General features: G+C 56.2%; 19 protein-coding genes. 4 read left to right on the top strand and 15 right to left on the bottom strand.

Features of this window, described 5'->3' with window-relative positions:
• Positions 1–11 precede the first annotated feature (11 nt).
• From hisS to trmJ, 9 genes are all read right to left on the bottom strand, one after another.
• Positions 12–1,292 (bottom strand): histidine--tRNA ligase, encoded by a 1,281-nt coding sequence (gene hisS / locus GJQ55_RS03700; RefSeq protein ID WP_228346169.1) that lies wholly within the window; start codon positions 1,290–1,292, stop codon positions 12–14.
• A 33-nt stretch (positions 1,293–1,325) separates the two neighbouring features.
• Positions 1,326–2,438: a flavodoxin-dependent (E)-4-hydroxy-3-methylbut-2-enyl-diphosphate synthase gene (ispG, locus tag GJQ55_RS03695; RefSeq protein WP_228346168.1), complete on the bottom strand. Its 1,113-nt coding sequence runs from the start codon at positions 2,436–2,438 to the stop codon at positions 1,326–1,328.
• A 2-nt stretch (positions 2,439–2,440) separates the two neighbouring features.
• Positions 2,441–3,247, bottom strand: coding sequence for a tetratricopeptide repeat protein (locus GJQ55_RS03690; RefSeq protein ID WP_228346167.1), 807 nt, complete (start codon positions 3,245–3,247; stop codon positions 2,441–2,443).
• Complete coding sequence (gene rlmN / locus GJQ55_RS03685) at positions 3,244–4,377, bottom strand: dual-specificity RNA methyltransferase RlmN (protein WP_228346166.1); 1,134 nt, start codon at positions 4,375–4,377, stop codon at positions 3,244–3,246. Before rlmN ends, GJQ55_RS03690 begins: the two co-directional genes overlap by 4 nt.
• A gap of 73 nt (positions 4,378–4,450) precedes the next feature.
• Positions 4,451–4,876, bottom strand: a complete 426-nt coding sequence (ndk, locus tag GJQ55_RS03680; protein WP_228346165.1) for a nucleoside-diphosphate kinase — start codon at positions 4,874–4,876, stop codon at positions 4,451–4,453.
• A 107-nt stretch (positions 4,877–4,983) separates the two neighbouring features.
• Positions 4,984–6,147, bottom strand: a complete 1,164-nt coding sequence (locus tag GJQ55_RS03675; RefSeq protein ID WP_228346164.1) for an aminotransferase class V-fold PLP-dependent enzyme — start codon at positions 6,145–6,147, stop codon at positions 4,984–4,986.
• A 72-nt stretch (positions 6,148–6,219) separates the two neighbouring features.
• Positions 6,220–6,702: a Fe-S cluster assembly transcriptional regulator IscR gene (gene iscR / locus GJQ55_RS03670; RefSeq protein WP_228346163.1), complete on the bottom strand. Its 483-nt coding sequence runs from the start codon at positions 6,700–6,702 to the stop codon at positions 6,220–6,222.
• Between the two features lie 84 nt (positions 6,703–6,786).
• Positions 6,787–7,620, bottom strand: coding sequence for a serine O-acetyltransferase (cysE, locus tag GJQ55_RS03665; protein WP_228346162.1), 834 nt, complete (start codon positions 7,618–7,620; stop codon positions 6,787–6,789).
• Positions 7,617–8,369 (bottom strand): tRNA (cytosine(32)/uridine(32)-2'-O)-methyltransferase TrmJ, encoded by a 753-nt coding sequence (gene trmJ / locus GJQ55_RS03660; RefSeq protein WP_228346161.1) that lies wholly within the window; start codon positions 8,367–8,369, stop codon positions 7,617–7,619. Before trmJ ends, cysE begins: the two co-directional genes overlap by 4 nt.
• A gap of 123 nt (positions 8,370–8,492) precedes the next feature.
• On the opposite strand from trmJ, the gene GJQ55_RS03655 reads away from it, so the two are divergent.
• The gene (locus tag GJQ55_RS03655) at positions 8,493–9,266 is read left to right on the top strand and encodes an inositol monophosphatase family protein (protein ID WP_228346160.1); all 774 of its coding nucleotides are present in this window, start codon (positions 8,493–8,495) and stop codon (positions 9,264–9,266) included.
• Positions 9,267–9,343: 77 nt separating this feature from the next.
• Here the strand turns inward: GJQ55_RS03655 and GJQ55_RS13400 are convergent, their stop codons facing one another.
• Positions 9,344–9,835 (bottom strand): cold shock domain-containing protein, encoded by a 492-nt coding sequence (locus tag GJQ55_RS13400; protein WP_275944431.1) that lies wholly within the window; start codon positions 9,833–9,835, stop codon positions 9,344–9,346.
• 135 nt (positions 9,836–9,970) lie between these two features.
• Here GJQ55_RS13400 and GJQ55_RS03645 point away from each other — a divergent pair, with 135 nt between their 5' ends.
• Both GJQ55_RS03645 and plsB read left to right on the top strand, forming a co-directional pair.
• A complete protein-coding gene (locus GJQ55_RS03645; RefSeq protein ID WP_228346159.1) occupies positions 9,971–10,207 on the top strand; it encodes a SlyX family protein in 237 nt (78 codons plus the stop codon).
• A gap of 141 nt (positions 10,208–10,348) precedes the next feature.
• Positions 10,349–12,802: a glycerol-3-phosphate 1-O-acyltransferase PlsB gene (gene plsB, locus GJQ55_RS03640; protein ID WP_228346158.1), complete on the top strand. Its 2,454-nt coding sequence runs from the start codon at positions 10,349–10,351 to the stop codon at positions 12,800–12,802.
• Positions 12,803–12,935: 133 nt separating this feature from the next.
• Here the strand turns inward: plsB and GJQ55_RS03635 are convergent, their stop codons facing one another.
• A complete protein-coding gene (locus tag GJQ55_RS03635; protein WP_228346157.1) occupies positions 12,936–13,421 on the bottom strand; it encodes an FKBP-type peptidyl-prolyl cis-trans isomerase in 486 nt (161 codons plus the stop codon).
• Positions 13,422–13,608: 187 nt separating this feature from the next.
• On the opposite strand from GJQ55_RS03635, the gene GJQ55_RS03630 reads away from it, so the two are divergent.
• Entirely contained in the window at positions 13,609–14,631 is a 1,023-nt protein-coding gene (locus GJQ55_RS03630; RefSeq protein WP_228346156.1) for a CvfB family protein, read from the top strand.
• A 73-nt stretch (positions 14,632–14,704) separates the two neighbouring features.
• On the opposite strand, the gene GJQ55_RS03625 is transcribed toward GJQ55_RS03630, so the two are convergent.
• Genes GJQ55_RS03625 through GJQ55_RS03610 form a run of 4 tightly spaced genes read right to left on the bottom strand, consistent with a single transcriptional unit; the run spans position 14,705 to position 17,602 of the window.
• Positions 14,705–16,000: a tetratricopeptide repeat protein gene (locus GJQ55_RS03625; RefSeq protein ID WP_228346155.1), complete on the bottom strand. Its 1,296-nt coding sequence runs from the start codon at positions 15,998–16,000 to the stop codon at positions 14,705–14,707.
• 17 nt (positions 16,001–16,017) lie between these two features.
• Positions 16,018–16,644, bottom strand: coding sequence for an energy transducer TonB (locus tag GJQ55_RS03620; protein WP_228346154.1), 627 nt, complete (start codon positions 16,642–16,644; stop codon positions 16,018–16,020).
• 1 nt (position 16,645) lies between these two features.
• Positions 16,646–17,056, bottom strand: coding sequence for an ExbD/TolR family protein (locus GJQ55_RS03615; RefSeq protein WP_228346153.1), 411 nt, complete (start codon positions 17,054–17,056; stop codon positions 16,646–16,648).
• Between the two features lie 24 nt (positions 17,057–17,080).
• Entirely contained in the window at positions 17,081–17,602 is a 522-nt protein-coding gene (locus GJQ55_RS03610) for a MotA/TolQ/ExbB proton channel family protein (RefSeq protein ID WP_228346152.1), read from the bottom strand.
• Position 17,603: the final 1 nt, after the last annotated feature.

Here is a 17,603-nt window from a genome sequence, read left to right as displayed (position 1 = left end):
TCGTGTTGTTATTAAAAGGTTTGTTGTGTCAGCCAGCCGGCCAGTTCCGCTTGCGCCAGGGTTTGCTGGGCGCTGTCGGTACGCAGATCTTTCACGGTTACGCTGTCATTGGCCAGTTCATCTTCGCCCAGCAACAGGGCAAAGCGGGCACCGCTTTTATCGGCTTTTTTCATCTGGCTTTTAAAGCTGCCACCACCGCAATGGGTCTGAATGCGCAGCCAGCTGTGCTCGTCACGCAGCCGGTCGGCCAGCAACAAGGCGCTGCGGGCACTGCCCTCACCCACCGGGCAAATATACAGATCAATGGTCTGCATCACAGCGGGGGGAATCAGTTCCTGGGTTTCCAGCAGCAGAATCAGGCGCTCCACCCCCATGGCGAAGCCCACCGCCGGGGTTGGCTTGCCACCCAGCTGTTCCACCAGACCATCGTAACGGCCACCGGCACAGACGGTGCCTTGCGAGCCAAGCTTGTCGGTGACCCACTCAAACACGGTTTTGCAGTAGTAATCGAGGCCGCGCACTAAGCGCTGGTTAATTTCGTACTGCACGCCGGCAGCATCCAGAATGCTGCGCAGTTCGGCAAAGTGCGCGCGACTGTCGTCGTCGAGGTAATCGTGCAGTTGCGGCGCATCGGCCAACAAGGCTTGTGTGGCCGGGTCTTTACTGTCGAGAACGCGCAGCGGGTTGGTTTCCAGGCGGCGCTGGCTGTCTTCGTCCAGTTGTTCTTTACGCGCGCCGAGGAAGTCCACCAGCGCGTCGCGGTAGCGGGCGCGGGCTTCGTTGGAGCCCAGAGTGTTCAGCTGTAGGGTAACGGCATCGGTTAAGCCCAGCTGCTGCCACAGGCGGGCGGTCATCAGAATCACTTCGGCGTCGATGTCGGCACTGGCAATGCCAAAGGTTTCCACGCCGATCTGATAAAACTGGCGGTAACGGCCTTTCTGCGGCCGCTCGTGGCGGAACATCGGGCCGGTGTACCACAGACGCTGCGTCTGGTTGTACAGCAGGCCGTGTTCTTCACAGGCACGCACACAGCTGGCGGTGCCTTCGGGACGCAGGGTCAGGCTGTCGCCATTGCGGTCGTCGAAGGTGTACATCTCTTTTTCGACGATGTCGGTCACTTCGCCGATGGAGCGCTTGAACAACGCCGTTTGCTCAACGATGGGCATACGGATTTCGTCGTAGCCATAAGACGCCAGCAGTTCTTTAACGGTGCCTTCAAGATACTGCCACACCGGGCTCTGGGCCGGTAGGATATCGTTCATGCCACGGATGGCCTGGATTTTGTTCGCCATAATCTTCTGTGTATTCCGTTCTGCCGCGCCTGCTTACAGATCGCTGGCAATCAATTTTTGCCGGGCTTCATCCAGCTCGGCGGCGCGCGCCCGAATCAGCCGTTCAAGGTCATCGACCAGGGTTTCGTTCTGCAGTTTGCCCACCGGCTTGCCGTCGATGTAGACCAGATTCGGCTGTCCACCGGCCAGACCGACGTCAGTTTCTTTGGCTTCACCCGGGCCATTCACCACGCAGCCGATCACCGACACGCTCATGTCAGTGCGGATATCATCGACGCGCATTTCCAGCTCGTTCATGGTTTTGATCACGTCAAAGTTCTGCCGTGAGCAGCTCGGACAAGCGATAAAGTTAATGCCGCGCGAACGCAGTTTCAGCGACTTGAGCATGTCCCAGCCCACTTTCACTTCTTCCACCGGGTCAGCCGCCAGCGAGACGCGGATGGTATCGCCAATGCCTTCCCACAGCAGCAGCCCCAGACCAATGGACGACTTCACCGTGCCACCTCGCAAACCGCCGGCTTCGGTAATACCGAGGTGCAGCGGTTGTTCGATCTGGCTGGCGATCTTTTTATAGGCCGCCACGGTCATAAAAATGTCTGAGGCTTTGAGGCTGAGTTTGAAATCGGGGTAGTTCAGCCGGTCAAGAATATCGATATGACGCATGGCCGATTCCACCAGCGCGTCCGGCGTTGGTTCGCCGTATTTTTTCTGCAGATCTTTTTCCAGCGAGCCGGCATTCACACCGATGCGGATCGGAATGCCATGGTGACGGGCCGCATCAACCACGGCGCGCACGCGGTCTTCACGACCGATGTTGCCCGGGTTAATACGCAGACAATCGACGCCCAGCTCGGCCACCCGCAGCGCAATTTTGTAATCAAAATGAATATCGGCCACCAGCGGCACGTTCACTTGTTTACGGATCTGGCCGAAGGCTTCCGCCGCCTCCATGGTCGGCACCGACACCCGCACGATATCGGCACCGGCATCCTGGGCACGCTGAATCTGTGCCACCGTGGCCGCCACATCGCAGGTTTCGGTGTTGGTCATGGTCTGGATGGAAATGGGGGCATCGCCACCCACCGGGACATTACCAACCCAGATTTTCCGGCTTACCCGGCGCTTGATGGGGTTTTCAAAATGCATGGTCAGTTGGCTCCGGTCAGGGATTCCTGATACAGACGGTATTCGACCGAGTCCGGGAAATTACGCTTCAGATCGGTGGCCAGGGCGATGGTACGGCGGGTGTCCTGCTGAATGGTCAGCAGCTTGATACCCAGCCACAGGCTGTGGGCGTTGTGAGCCGCCTGCTCGCGTTGCACCAGACGGTCAAAACGGTCGAAATATTTCAGCGATTCTTCGTAGCGCTGTGCTTCAAACAACAGCGTAGAGCCGTTTACCAGCGCTTCGGCATTGTAAGGCGCAATGCGCAGGGTCTGGCCGTAGGTATCAATGGCCTGTTCAATTTTGTTCTGGCGGTAAAAATTCAGCGCCAGGTCATTCATGGCACCGACCCGGTTGTCGTAATAACGGTCACCACTGGCGCGCTTCAGCTCGCTTTCCGCGCTGGCGTACTCTTTGGTCTGAGAAAACAGCCGGCCCAGATTGTGGCGGGCGCGGGTAAAAGAACCGTCGTTGCGGATGGCTTTGCGGAAATACTCTTCGGCCAGATCAAACTCGCCTTCGGTTTGCCATAACAAGCCCATGGCGTCGTTGGCCGGGGCATAGTCTTCTTCAATATCCAGCGCTTTCTGCAGGCGCTGACGGGCCAGATCCGGACGGCCACGCTGCAGATACCCCAGGCCCAGCTGGGTGTAATTTTCGACCGCTTTTTCCGGTGAGGCTTTTTTGGTCAGCCGGCTTTCGGTCACGGTAACGCAGGAGGTCAGCAGCAGGCTGGCCACCAGCAACAGTAACGGGGCGAAAAAACGGGGCGTAACGGACAGTCTGATCATAGTGCTTTTCCCTGGGTCACATCATCAATCTGTACCGCCTTGATATAGCGCTCGCTGCGGCGGGTACGGTCTTCCACGCGGCCAACCAGCTGACCGCAGGCGGCGTCGATATCGTCACCCCGGGTGGAGCGGATGGTGACGATGTAATTTTTGCTCTGCAGATAATCGCGGAAGCGGTACACGCGGTTATTGCTGGGGCGTTTATACCCTGAATTCGGGAACGGGTTAAACGGAATCAGGTTAATTTTGCAGGGCGTATCACGCAGCAGTTCGGCCAGCTGTTCGGCGTGTTCCAGCTCGTCGTTGACGCCTTCCATCATGGTGTATTCGATGGTGGCTTTGCGGCGGTCCGGCAGCTTGGCCAGATAGCGGTTTGTGGCCGCCAGCAGCTCTTTCAGCGGGTATTTTTTGTTAATGGGTACCAGCTGGTTACGCAGCTCATCATTGGGTGCGTGCAGCGATACTGCCAGTGATACGTCGGTGACATCACCGAGCTTATCCATCATCGGCACCACGCCGGAGGTGCTGAGGGTAACGCGGCGCTTGGACAGGCCGTAGGCGTTGTCGTCCATCATCAGCTGCATGGCATCGACGACGTTATCAAAATTCAGCAGCGGCTCGCCCATGCCCATCATCACCACGTTGGTGATACGGCGCTCACGGCGCTCGCCCTGCTCATGGAAGCTCATGGCCGCCACATAGACCTGACCGATGATTTCAGCCACGCTGAGATCGCGGTTAAAACCCTGCTTACCGGTGGAGCAGAAACTGCAATCGAGTGAGCAGCCAATCTGAGAACTGACACAGAGAGTACCGCGGTCTTTTTCGGGGATATACACGGTTTCAATGGCGCTGCCGCCATCCACGCGCATCACCCACTTACGGGTACCGTCTTTGGAGAAATCTTCGTAAACCACTTCCGGCAGGCGGATTTCTGCGACTTCACTGATACGCTGACGCAACGCTTTGCTCATGTTGGTCATGCTGTTGAAGTCGGGTTGCCCGTACTGATGAATCCATTTCAGCATTTGCTGGGCACGGAATTTCTTTTCACCCATATCGGCAAAAAAGGCTTCCATTTTGGCCGGTGACAGCCCCAGCAGATTGATCTTTTGTGTGGTTTCGGTCATCAGTAATTACCCGGAGTATTGCCTCCCGCAGGATGGATCAGAGGGCATCACTGCCCTCTGAGTTCCGCTGCTATCAGCGGGCGCAGATTTCGTCTGCAGCGAAGAAGTAAGCGATTTCACGCTCAGCAGAAGCAGCAGAGTCAGAACCGTGTACGGCGTTGGCATCGATGCTTTCAGCGAAATCGGCACGGATAGTACCGGCAGCGGCTTCTTTCGGGTTGGTAGCACCCATCAGTTCACGGTTTTTGGCAATGGCGTTTTCGCCTTCCAGCACCTGAACAACCACCGGACCAGAGGTCATGAAAGACACCAGATCTTTGAAGAAAGGACGCTCTTTGTGTTCAGCGTAGAAACCGCCGGCTTTTTCGTCGTCCAGTTTGATCATTTTGGCAGCCACAACCTGCAGGCCGGCTTTTTCAAAACGGGTAACGATTTCGCCAATTACGTTTTTGGCAACGGCGTCCGGTTTTACGATGGACAGAGTGCGTTCAACAGCCATTTTATGCTCCAGAAAGTCTATGTAAGGGGTTAGGGGAAAATAAACCCGCGGATTATACGCACCTTTTGACTAAAGGTGTACGCGTGACGCGGCCTGCTTTGCATTATTTATGCCTGTTTGCGCAGCAACTTCACCACCCGCCCTACTTCCGCCACCGCCGCTTCAACATCGGCTGCGGTGGTAAAGCGTCCGAGGCTGAAACGCAGGCCGGCATGGGCCAGTTCGTCACTGCGGCCAATGGCCTTCAGCACATAGGACGGCGCCACGGTGGCCGAGTTACAGGCCGAGCCGGACGACACCGCCACCTTGGCCAGCGAGGCCAGCAGAATTTCACCATCGACGCCGGCAAAACTGACGTTCAGATGCTGCGCCGACCGCTGCGTCGGGTGGCCATTGAGGTAGACATCCCCCAGCGTCTGCAGACCTTGCCAAAGCTGGTCGCGCAAGGCGCCCAGACGGCTACATTCTTCAGCCAGATTAGCCGCGACAAGACGCGCCGCCTCGCCCAGACCGGCAATCTGATGGGTCGGTAAGGTGCCGGAGCGCATACCGCGTTCATGGCCACCACCGTGCAGCTGTGCCGCTAACGGCACCTGCGGTTCACGCCGCACATACAGCGCGCCGATGCCTTTAGGGCCATAAAATTTGTGCGCTGACACCGACAACAGATCCACGCCCCAGTCCTGAACATGCACCGGCACTTTACCGATGGCCTGCGCCGCATCGACGTGCAGCAGCGCCGCATGGTTTTTCAGCACCGCCGCCACGCCGGCGATATCGGTGATGGTGCCCAGTTCGTTATTCACCGCCATCAGACTGACCAGACAGGTATCGTCGCGCAGCGCTTCAGCCACCTGCTGCGGCTGAATCAGGCCGTCGGCATCCGGGCACAGGTAGGTAACATGCACACCCTGCTGCAGCAGCCAGGCACAGGTATCCAGCACGGCTTTGTGTTCAATCACCGAGGTGATGATGTGCAGCGACCGTTGTGGCTCTTTATTGCGCAGTGCTTCCACCACGCCCTTTAAGGCCAGGTTATTGCTTTCGGTGGCACCGGAGGTCCAGACAATTTCCCGCGGATCGGCACCGAGCAGGTCGGCCAGCTGACGGCGGGCATGTTCCACAACCTGTTCCGCCTGCCAGCCAAAACGATGGGAACGGGAAGCCGGGTTACCAAAGGTGCCGTCGAGGGTCAGACAACCCGCCATTACGGCGGCAACGGCCGGATCGGCCGGTGTGGTGGCGGCGTAATCAAAATACAGGGGAGTCATGCCAGTACCGTCAAAAAAACAGAGCGGGCATTGTCGCCGCTCTGTCGGATGGGTCAAGGGGCTGCAGCCGGGTCAGGCGATTTCGTCGTGGCTTTCCAGCGCCGCGATACGATTGTGGCGCAGCTGATTCTGCCGCTCGGCCGTGGCCCGCACTTCTTCGCGCTCAATCAGTGACGCCAGGGTAATGCCGGCCAGAAAGCCATGAATCTGTTCACTTAAATCACACCACAGATGGTGCGTAAGACATTCATGGCCGTCCTGACAATTACCGCGGCGATTGCAGCGGGTGGCGTCGATGGATTCGTTCACGGCATCGACAATATCGGCTACGTTCAGCAGCTCCGGCGCCCGGTTCAGACGATAACCACCGCCCGGACCGCGCACGCTGGCCACCAGTTCACTGCGCCGCAGCTTGGCAAACAACTGTTCCAGATACGACAGGGAAATACCCTGACGGCCAGAAATATCATTCAGACTGACCGGCCCCTGCTGGGCATGAATGGCCAGATCCAGCATGGCCGTGACGGCGTAACGCCCTTTGGTGGTTAAGCGCATTGCGAACCCCGCATAATCCTTACAAACCGGACGGCATTATGCGGATATCCGACTAATTCAGTCAACTTTAATGCACAACCGCCGTCAGGATTTACCGCAGGGCTGACACGGCGGTTCTGCTCCGTTGTTATCGTCCGGTTCTGCCGCGGTCGCACGCGCGCCCTCGTTCAGGCTGAGGAAGGTTTCCGCTTCCAGCTGCGGCAGTGCCTCTGAGCAGGTGGTGTCGCCCAGGGTGTGCAGGGCTTTGCACATGGTGTCGATTTTGCGGTCGACCGCGTGCATGTGATCCATCAGGTTATGAATGGAACGGGCAATCGGGTCGGGCATTTCATCGGCAATACCATAGGCATCAAACCCGATTTTTTCAGCCATGCGCCGGCGCTGTTCATCTTCGGCGGTGCTGGCTTTGCGCACGATACGACCGGGAATACCCACCACGGTCGCGCCTTCCGGCACTTCTTTGGTGACCACGGCATTGGAGCCGATACGGGCGTTATCACCCACCTCAATCGGCCCCAGCACTTTAGCGCCGGCCCCCACCACCACACCGTTTTTCAATGTGGGGTGACGCTTTCCCTTGTTCCAGGTGGTGCCACCCAGGGTAACGCCGTGGTACAGGGTGCAGTCGTCGCCGATTTCGGCGGTTTCACCGATCACCACGCCCATACCATGGTCAATAAAAAAACGCCGGCCGATGGTGGCGCCGGGGTGAATTTCGATACCGGTAAACCAGCGGCTGATGGTCGACAGCCAGCGCGCCAGCCATTTAAAGCCTTTCAGCCACAGCCAGTGCGCCAGCCGGTAATGCATAACAGCATGCAAACCCGGGTAAGTGGTCAGCACTTCAAAGGTATTGCGGGCGGCCGGGTCGCGCTCGAATACGCAGGCGATGTCTTCACGCAGGTGACGGATACTCAAGATGATTCCCCTTGTTTGCGCGGATTCTGCATAGCGGCCAGCATACCGCGCAGAATATTCACTTCGATTTTGTCCGGTGCCGCCCGCTGGTACAGGCGGCGCAACCGGCTCATCAGCTGTTTGGGTGTATTGGGGTCGAGGAAGCCGGTATCAATAAGGGCTTGTTCCATGTGGGTAAACAAACCGTCCAGCTCGGCGTGGGTGGCCAGCGGATAATCCCATTCCACGCCCCACTGACCGGCGTCGGCCGCCACACTGTCTTCCACCAGCGCCAGCCGCATTTCATAGCTGAGCACCTGAATGGCCTGGGCCACGTTCAGGGAGGAGAAATCCGGATTGGTGGGAATGTGCACGTGGGCATTGCACAGGTGCAGCTCTTCGTTGGTGAGCCCGCGCGATTCCCGACCGAACACCAGCGCCACTTCATTACCCGCCGGAATGGCCTGGGCCGCTTTGGCCGCACATTCACGCGGCGTCAGCAGCGGCCAAGGAATATGGCGGCTGCGCGCACTGGTGCCGACCACCAGGCCGCAACCGGCAATGGCCTCTTCCAGGGTGGGCACAATACGCACCTGCTGCAGAATGTCGGCGGCACCGGAGGAGCGCTGAATGGCGTCCTCATCAACCACGGCAATGGGGTCAACCAGAGTCAGCCGGCTGAGGCCCATATTCTTCATGGCCCGGGCGGCGGCACCGATGTTGCCGGAGTGGGTGGTGTTCACCATAACGATGTGGATCTGTCCGAGCATAAACCGGCCTGCCGCTGCCTGAAAAATGAGGCCGCGAAGTGTAACGCAAAACGGGCTTCGCAAACCATAGAGCTGCCGCTATAATCGCCGACCCCCAACGTTCTTTAAGAGATAGAATCCCTTATGCAGCCCATGGTAAATCTGGCGTTGCGCGCTGCGCGTAATGCAGGTCAGGACCTGATCCGCCGCCTCGACCGCTTTGATGCGGTACAGAGCACCGACCTGGAAAAAGCAAAGTTCATTGCTGACTGCACCATCAGTCTGGAAAAAGGCATTATCTTTGAACTGAAAAAAGCCTTGCCCGAGCACAACTTTGCCGGCCGCGAAACCGGCCACAATGGCGATAACCGCAATCAGCCGACCTGGCAGGTGTGCGTGATCGACGATCTGGCTAACTTCCGCGTAGGGATTCCCTCTTTCGCCATTATCCTGGCCTGCCTGAATGGCGATAAAGCCGAGCATGCGGTGGTGATTAACCCCATTAATGGTGATGAATTCAGCGCTTCCCGCGGTCGCGGTGCACAGCTGAACAACCGCCGTATCCGCTGCGGTGGCGAAACCAACCTGAGCGATGCCATTGCCGGTTACACCCAGCCACTGGGCAATAACGAAGCCGCCTTTGACCAGCGTGAACGCCTGATGCGCCTGATGTCGAAAGCCTTCGACCTGCGCAATATCGGTTCCAACGCTCTGTCTATGTGCTACGTTGCCGCCGACCGTTTCCAGGGCGCACTGCTCAGCAACGTCGATGAGTTCGCTCTGAACGCCGCTGGCCTGATCGCCACCGAAGCCGGCTGTCTGCTGGCCGATGTCAGTGGCCAGCCGAAACTGCGCGCGCCGGCCAACCTGGTGGTGACCAACCCGCGCCTGCTGAAGCCGATGCTGGCCCGCGATTAAGCCCGCCGGAATCGCAGACAACAAAAAAGCGGCCCAGGCCGCTTTTTTGTTGTTCCGGTTTTAATCAGAGCAAAGACTCAGCGCACTGCGGATACGTCTTCCGCCTGCGGACCTTTCTGCCCACGCACCACGGTAAACTTCACCCGCTGGCCTTCGGTTAAGGAACGATGACCCTGACCACGGATGGAGCGGAAATGCACAAACACATCTTCTCCTTCATCCCAGGTAATAAAGCCAAAGCCTTTTTTGACGTTAAACCACTTCACCACACCACGCTCGCGGCCATCTTCCACATCGCTTTCCACCACGGTACCACTGGAGCGGAAGCGACGACGACGTACCGGCGTTAACAGCACCGCCACCAGCACACCGGCAAACACCAGCACGGCCAGCGTCAGTACAAAAGCTTGCATACCTTCAGCCATAAACAGATTGTCAGCGGTCAGTACGACACCATCGGCCAGCTGCAAACCGGTTACCAGCACCGGAAACAACATAATTGCCAGCACCACAACCACCGCGCTACACACCAGCGCGAGCAGCGTTTTCCGTAAAATTAATTTACCCATGCGTTATCCCGTATCACTCGTTATTATCACAACAGAAACATACCCAAAGGCCCACCGGGCCTTGTGACAAGTCGGCTATAAAAGCCCATTTCATTAAAAAAATCAACACGATAGCCCCAGAGTAAAGAAGCCCTTATGAGCCAGAATCAAAGCCCGGAACACCTGTTACAGCGTATCGACGATCTGGAGATGCGCATTACCTTTCTGGAGGACACCGTCGAGGTGCTGAACCAGCAACTGGCGGCCAATACGCAGGAATTTTCCCTCGCCCGGCAGGCGATGCAGGTAATGCATCAGCGGCTGGAGCAGATGCAGTCGTCGGAGTCGCTGATGAAAGACTTCAGCGACGAAACCCCGCCACCGCATTACTGAGTGCGGCAGCAGCAGCGGCCGGCATGGCAGAAATGAGACTTCCGCTACGTTTCCGCTGACGCACAAGCGTTTTAACTGCGGCGCGGCCAAGGTAAACTCCGCGCCCTGCTGCAAAGCAGACCCGGTTACCAGAGATTGGCCATGAATATTGTTAAAACACTCCGTAATACCCTGTTCCGCTGGCAGCAAAAGCTGCTGTTCAGCCTGTTGCGTACCCGCCGCATCGGCACCGATGCCGATGAGCTGCAACCGGACCTCTCGCGTCCGGTGGTGTACGCCGTTCTGAATGAATCGCTGGCGGAACGACTGGTGATTGACCGGGAAGTACAGCAACTGGGCTGGCCCAGCCCGCACCTGCAACGATTGCAGAACCAACTGCCAGCCAAACCCTTCTTCAGTATTTACCGGCGCTCCCGGGCGCCCTTCCGGCGCCAGCTGACGCCCGTGGTGTCGCGCGAGTTAATCAAAATGGCCGATTGGGTCAGTGCCGATGCCCAACGCGATATTCAGATTGTGCCGGTACGGGTGTTCTGGGGTAAGGCCCCGGAGAAAGAGCAGTCATTCCTGCGTATCTGGCTGCAGATCAGCGGCATTCTGGGTGGCCGTCTGGTTACTTTAATGGCCATTCTGCTGAACGGCCGCAACACCTATGTGCATTTCAGCAAGCCGTTTTCACTGCGCGATCTGTACGAAGACAATCAGAGCGCCGAAAAACTGGCTCGTAAAGCAGCGCGTATGCTGCGGGTTCACAACCGCCAGGTAACCGCTTCGGTACTGGGCCCGGATTTATCCCACCGCCGCACGCTGGTGCATCAGATCCCCAATAAACCACTGGTGTTAAAAGCCATTGAAGAAGAAGCACAGAGCAAAAACATCAGCAAAGATAAAGCACGCCAGCGGGCACTGAAATACGCCGATGAAATTGCTTCAAATATTTCCTACACCAACGTGCGCTTCCTCGATGTATTGCTGACCTGGGTGTGGAACAAAATTTACGACGGCGTTTCGGTGCATAACCTGAATACCCTGCGTGATGTCAGCAAAGACAACGAAATTATTTATGTGCCCTGTCACCGCAGCCACATTGATTACCTGCTGCTGTCGTATGTGCTGTACCACAACGGTCTGCAACTGCCGCACATTGCCGCCGGTATTAACCTGAATATGCCGGTCGCCGGCCCCATTCTGCGCCGTGGCGGTGCCTTTTTTATGCGCCGCACCTTCCGCGACAACAAACTCTACGCCGCCGTGTTTGATGAATACCTGCACTCGGTTTTTTCCGGCGGCTACGCCACCGAATACTTTGTCGAAGGTGGCCGTTCGCGTACCGGCCGCACCCTGACTCCGAAAGCCGGCATGCTGGGCATGACCTTACGCAGTTACCTGCGAGATTCCCGCAAGCCCATTATCTTTATGCCGGTGTATACCGGTTATGAAAAAGTATTTGAAGCCAACAGTTATCTGGGTGAATTACGCGGCGCTGCGAAAAAGAAAGAAAGCCTGTTGGGCGTACTGGGTACCTTACGCGCCTTTAAGCGTTCATTCGGCAAAGTGAATGTTACCTTCGGCCGGCCCATTGAATTAAACGCCTTTCTAGACCAGCAGCAACCGGGCTGGCGTGAACAGGATTACAGCGACTGTGAATACCGCCCCGACTGGGCACCGGTGGTGGTGGATAAACTCGCCAACCAGGTCGTAACCGGCATTAATGCCGCCGCCTCGGTTAACCCGATCAACCTGCTGGCATTAAGCATTCTGAGTGCGCCCCGTCAGGCCATGGACGAACAGCAGCTGGTGCAGCAGATGGAAGCCTACCGCGACCTGCTGGCCGCCAACCCCTACACCGACATTACGGTGTTGCCGGAAGGTCAGGGCCAGGAATGGCTGCACTACGCCGAAAAACTGGATTCCGTTTCCCGCAGCAAACACCCGCTGGGGGATTTAATTCAGACCAGCGACCGCCAGGCGGTCATTCTCACCTATTACCGCAATAACGTGCTGCATCTGCTGGCCCTGCCGTCGTTACTGGCCTGCTTATTTGTGAATAATCAGCGTTATACGGCCGCCCAGGTACAGAACATTGTGCAGCAGCTCTATCCTTATTTGCAGGCAGAACTCTTCCTGCACTGGCAGGCAGAGGAACTGGCCACCGAAGTACAGCAGTGGCTGGATATTATGGTGCAGCGCGGCTACTTATTGCTGAACGACAAGGGCTACCATTCCACCCCATCCAGCAGCAACGAACACGCGTTCCTGCAGGGGCTGGCCGATAACGTGATGCAGACCCTGCAGCGTTATTACCTGACCTTAAGCGTGCTGCGCAGTCGTCAGGCCTGCACCCTCAGCACCGCTTCGCTGGAAGAACAATGCACCTTGCTGGCACAGCGTATCAGCCTGCTGTATGGCATTAATGCGCCGGAGTTTTTCGATAAATCGCTGTTCCGTACATTAATTCAGCAATTACTGAAACAAGGCGTACTGCAGCATAACGATGACCAGCTGTGCCACAGCGACCAGCTGGAACCCCTGGCCCAGATGCTGGAAGCACTGCTGGATGGCGGCTTGCGTCAGAGCATTTTGCGCAGCCTGGTCTGAGCATTGGCTGCCTCTGTTGCAGGTAAAAAAACTGATATAAAAAAGCAGATATAAAAAATGCCGGCTCAGAGCCGGCATTTTTATCACGCTTTATTGTGCAACGATGCGGCGTTAACCGCACCGGGGTTATCACTCAGTGGTGATGACCGCCTTCACCGTGCACATGGCCATGGGCCATTTCTTCATCGCTGGCTTCACGGATGGATTCTACCTTCACGCTGAAGCTCAGTGATTTACCCGCCAGCGGGTGGTTGGCATCGACAGTCACCATGGCTTCGTCGACTTCGGTCACGATCAGGTTCACCGGGCCGTTCGGGGTCTGGGCGGTAAAGGCCATACCCGGCTCAACCTGCTCAACGCCCTGGAAGGCTTCCATCGGTACCTGCTGTACACGATCTTCGCTGTATTCACCGTACGCATCGCCGGCGGCGATGGTCACTTCGAATTCATCACCCACAGTTTTACCTTCCAGAGCCTGCTCCAGACCCGGGATAATGTTCTGCGCGCCATGCAGGTAAGTCATCGGCTGACCGCCTTCAGAGCTGTCGATGGTTTCACCGCTGGCGGTATCAACAACTTTATAGTGAATGGTAACGACTTTGTTCTGGCTGATGGTCATGTCGGTTGTCCTTGTAGCTACGCCCCTGACGGGGGAAAAATGAAGTTCCGCAAAGGCGATGCGAACGTTCCAGCACGACCGGTCTCTACGAAAGGCCGGTCAGTATAACAACTGACAGGCCGGGTAACACCCCCTGCCGCTGTGCTACACTGGCGCCCTCTTTTACCCCTTTGCACGGTACCCAACCATGGCCGAACCCGGACGCTATCATCACCTGACTGTTGTGGAAGAACAGCCACACGGCCTGTATCTGGACGACGCGGAAGGCGGCAAAGTGTTGCTGCCGCGCAAACAGATTCCGGCCAATACCGCCATCGGCGATGTGCTGAAAGTCTTTGTCTATCTGGATTCCGATGATCGCCCTATTGCCACCACGCTGCGGCCGAAAGCCCAGCTGCATCAGGTGGCCTGGCTGAACGTGGTGGATGTGAATAAGACCGGCGCCTTTCTCGACTGGGGGCTGGCGAAAGATTTATTTGTGCCCTTCAGCGAACAAAAGCAACGGCTGGAGCCGGGTAAATCCTGCGCTGTGTACCTGTATCTGGACAACACCGGACGCATTGTCGCCAGTACCAAGCTGAACCGCTTTATTAAAGATGAAGTAACCTCCATCTGGCCCGGCGAACCCCTGCCGCTGAAAAATGGCGATGCGGTGAAATTGTTTATCGCCCAGCGTACCGAACTGGGCTACAAAGCGGTGGTGAACAACGAATACTGGGGCATTTTATACAATACCGATATCCGCAGCGCGATACGGGTTGGCCAGAAGCTGGATGGGTTTATCAAGCGGGTTCGGGAAGATAAGCGACTGGATTTAATGCTGGAACCGGCCGGCCATGAAAAAGCCGACCCGCTGGCTAAACGCATTCTGAAAAAACTGGAAGATAACCAGGGTTTCCTGCCCATGGGCGACCATTCACCGGCCGATTTAATTGAGCTGCATTTTGCCGTGAGCAAGCGCACGTTCAAAATGGCCATTGGTAAGTTACTGAAAGAGCGCCGTATTGCTATTGAAGAAAATGGCATTCGCCTGACAACCACTGACCAGCCTGCCGAAATACAACGTCCGCCCAAAACACCTGTAGCCGATATTGAACACCGTGCAGAACAGCGGGCAGAAATAACCACCGGGGTTAACACCAAACCGGCGAAAAAAGTGCTGCGCAATCCCAAACATAAAAGCAGCAACACGCTGGGCCTGAAAAAATAATGGCGGCAGCAAAGCCATAAAAAAATGGGGCGCACTGCGCCCCGTTTTTTTGCTCAATTTCAGCCGTCAGGGTTTATTCAGCAGTCGCCATATAATCACGGCGCTGCTGTTCACTGGCAATATAGCGTAACCACTGCTCAGCGGCTTTGGCACCGTCTTCATCCTGCTGCGCCAGCTCGAAACTTTTCCGCGCCGAACCCAGATCATCCAGATTAAACAACACCAGTCCTTTCAGAATATGCGCCTGATAGGGTTGTGCCAGCTCACCCAGCTGCAAGGCTTTATTAATATTGTTAAGCGCCAGATCCCATTCCTGACGTTCGGTATGAATTTGTGCCAGCTTATAGAAATCCATACCCGCCTGAGACGCTTCTGCGGCTTTGCCCATCACCACAATGGCTTTATCGTATTCTTTCGCCAGCATCCAGGCATCGCCCAGTAACGACAGATTACGGGCGCTGGACTTCACAATCTCATCCTGAATGCCTTTGCTGAGTACCACGGCGGCTTTAAAGGGAATTTCCTGCGCCAGCAATGCCTGCGCCAGATTCACCAGTTCGGCTTCTTTGCCGAGCATGCCTTTATCGTAAGCGGCTTCCAGCGTGGAAAGTTCTTTCAGCGGTTTGTCCAGTTCGCTGTAAACCGCTGCCAGCTGCACCCAGTATTGTGATTTCGGATACAGCGTGGCCAGGTCTTGCAGGCAACGCGCCAGACTGTTGAAGTCTTTGTTCTGGTAATACACCGCACGCTCCAGCAACAACCAGTTTTCTTTCGGTTGCTGCCCCTGCTCTTTGGTTAAAGCAATGGCTTTTTTAACATCGGGCAGTGCTTTGCCGTATTGTTCCAGCTGGAACTGCATTTGGGCACGCAGAATATAGGCCTCCGCGCTGGGCTTTTCGACCACGGAAAACCATTTGTTCAGCATACTTAACGCGGCTTTATAGTTTTCCTGCATCATCTGCAGCTTGGCCAGACTGTACAGCGTGGTTTGTTCCAGACTTTCCGGAATATTCTCAATGGCAATGACCTGCTCGTAGGCTTTGATGGCACCGGCATAGTCTTCTTTATTAAACGCCAGATAGGCCGCCATATTATGCGTCATCGCTTGTTCATAACTGTTGCGGCGGATCTTTTCCAATGCATCCAGGCGATCCTGCGCTTCAGAAAATTTCTTTTCATCGGCCAGTGCCCGCACTTCATCCAGTTTCTGATAAATCTGCGGCCGCAGGGTTTGCGTACGGCGAACCCGTGGCTTGCTGGCTTGTGAAGATTGCTCCTGCGCCTGCGTTTCAGGCGTTAGCAGGGGCACCGCACTGGTGCCGGTATACGCCAGCACGCCGGTTAATAAGACTGAGCATAAACGTTTCATGGTTGCCTCCATCCGCCTCAGCGGCCGCTTTTATCCAGCTCGAAGCGGATAATGTTGCGTACGCCGTCCACCTGCACGGGTTTACCGTTGTCGATTTTCGGCTTGTATTTAAATTTGGTTACCGCGGCCATGGCTTCGCGGTCGAAAATACCTGGCGGGCTGGCTTCAATAACCCGCGGGTTAGTAACCGTGCCCAGCGTGGTGACGGTAAATTCCACCACCACATAGCCTTCAATACCCTGCTGAGCGGCACGGCGGGGGTAGTTCGGCGCCACTTTCACAATGGGTAAATATTCACCATCGCCACTGCCGCCACTTAAGCCGGCATCCACTGCCAGATCGGCACCGATATCAAAGCCGCTGACATCAAAGCCGCTGGTATCGGCCTTGGCCATTTCTGGTTTGGGCAGATCGGGCGTTGGCGGCTCCTCCGGCGGCGCCGGTGGTTTTTCTGGTTTGCGGTCTTTGGTTTGTACGTCGTCGTCCGGGGTTTCCATTACAAAGCTTTGCAGACGATCGGTGGTCTGATCATTCAGTACCGACCCGCCACTGCTGATCAGGCTTTGCATCACCCAGAATACGGCAAAAGTTGCCAGCCCGGCGGCCAGCAATGCGACGCCGAAACGCGGCAGGCTGGATTGCATATCAACGCGCCTCCGTTGCCAGCGACACGTCGTACACACCGGCGGCCCGGGCGGCATCCATTATCGCGACCAGCACCTTGGTGCGGGCTTCTTCGTCGGCCTGAATCACCACCGTGCCCTGCGGGTTTTCCGCGTGCATCCGTTCAATATTGGCGCGCACCTGGCTTTCTTCGACCTTGCGCTTATCAATCCAGATTTCGCCTTTGTCATTCACCGCAATCAGAATATTGGCGCGTGGTTTGGACATGGACGTACTGGCGTCCGGGCGATTTACGTCAATACCGGTTTCTTTTACAAATGACGCGGTGACGATGAAGAAAATGAGCATAATAAACACCACGTCGAGCATTGGCGTAATATCAATTTCGCCTTCTTCTGCCTGCGGTGTAAGGTTGGAAAATCCACGTTTCATAATTCAGTTCCGCTAATTTTTTGCTCAATGATCGAAAGTAAAACGATCTTCCAGATGGGTTTTTTCGCGGCGGATAAATTTTTCCAGCAGCGACTGGGCAAACACCCCGGTAATAGCACCCACCATACCTGCCATGGTCGGAATGGTGGCTTTGGAAATACCGGACGCCATGGCCTTGGGGCTGCCGTTGCCTAAAAATGCCATCACATCAAAGACTTCGATCATGCCCGATACCGTACCCAGCAAACCGAATAACGGAGCCAGACCGATAACCATTTTAATGGTGCCCATATTGCCGGTGAGGTCGATGGATAATTTACCAATCAGATCCTGACGAATCTGATGCGCGCTCCAGGAGCGGCGCTCAGCGCGCCCCTCCCATTCCGCTACCGCTTCGGCCACATCCTTGCGATAACGGAACACGAAATACACCACGCGTTCGATCACCAGTAACCACAAAATAAAGATCAATCCGCAGATGGCGTAGAGGACGTCGCCGCCACGCTCCATAAACAGATAAACCGGTTCGTACAGTTCACCAAACATA

This window comes from Venatoribacter cucullus, from assembly GCF_016132445.1.
Classification (GTDB): Bacteria; Pseudomonadota; Gammaproteobacteria; order Pseudomonadales; family Oceanobacteraceae; genus Venatoribacter; species Venatoribacter cucullus.
Note: the sequence above shows the minus strand (reverse complement) of the source record. Positions and strands in the feature narration are given on the sequence as shown.

Coding starts and splice junctions, on each gene's coding strand:
- hisS (WP_228346169.1), bottom strand. CDS start 1,292: ATGGCGAACAAAATCCAGGCCATCCGTGGCATGAACGATATCCTACCG.
- ispG (WP_228346168.1), bottom strand. CDS start 2,438: ATGCATTTTGAAAACCCCATCAAGCGCCGGGTAAGCCGGAAAATCTGG.
- GJQ55_RS03690 (WP_228346167.1), bottom strand. CDS start 3,247: ATGATCAGACTGTCCGTTACGCCCCGTTTTTTCGCCCCGTTACTGTTG.
- rlmN (WP_228346166.1), bottom strand. CDS start 4,377: ATGACCGAAACCACACAAAAGATCAATCTGCTGGGGCTGTCACCGGCC.
- ndk (WP_228346165.1), bottom strand. CDS start 4,876: ATGGCTGTTGAACGCACTCTGTCCATCGTAAAACCGGACGCCGTTGCC.
- GJQ55_RS03675 (WP_228346164.1), bottom strand. CDS start 6,147: ATGACTCCCCTGTATTTTGATTACGCCGCCACCACACCGGCCGATCCG.
- iscR (WP_228346163.1), bottom strand. CDS start 6,702: ATGCGCTTAACCACCAAAGGGCGTTACGCCGTCACGGCCATGCTGGAT.
- trmJ (WP_228346161.1), bottom strand. CDS start 8,369: ATGCTCGGACAGATCCACATCGTTATGGTGAACACCACCCACTCCGGC.
- GJQ55_RS03655 (WP_228346160.1), top strand. CDS start 8,493: ATGCAGCCCATGGTAAATCTGGCGTTGCGCGCTGCGCGTAATGCAGGT.
- GJQ55_RS13400 (WP_275944431.1), bottom strand. CDS start 9,835: ATGGGTAAATTAATTTTACGGAAAACGCTGCTCGCGCTGGTGTGTAGC.
- GJQ55_RS03645 (WP_228346159.1), top strand. CDS start 9,971: ATGAGCCAGAATCAAAGCCCGGAACACCTGTTACAGCGTATCGACGAT.
- plsB (WP_228346158.1), top strand. CDS start 10,349: ATGAATATTGTTAAAACACTCCGTAATACCCTGTTCCGCTGGCAGCAA.
- GJQ55_RS03635 (WP_228346157.1), bottom strand. CDS start 13,421: ATGACCATCAGCCAGAACAAAGTCGTTACCATTCACTATAAAGTTGTT.
- GJQ55_RS03630 (WP_228346156.1), top strand. CDS start 13,609: ATGGCCGAACCCGGACGCTATCATCACCTGACTGTTGTGGAAGAACAG.
- GJQ55_RS03625 (WP_228346155.1), bottom strand. CDS start 16,000: ATGAAACGTTTATGCTCAGTCTTATTAACCGGCGTGCTGGCGTATACC.
- GJQ55_RS03620 (WP_228346154.1), bottom strand. CDS start 16,644: ATGCAATCCAGCCTGCCGCGTTTCGGCGTCGCATTGCTGGCCGCCGGG.
- GJQ55_RS03615 (WP_228346153.1), bottom strand. CDS start 17,056: ATGAAACGTGGATTTTCCAACCTTACACCGCAGGCAGAAGAAGGCGAA.
- GJQ55_RS03610 (WP_228346152.1), bottom strand. CDS start 17,602: ATGTTTGGTGAACTGTACGAACCGGTTTATCTGTTTATGGAGCGTGGC.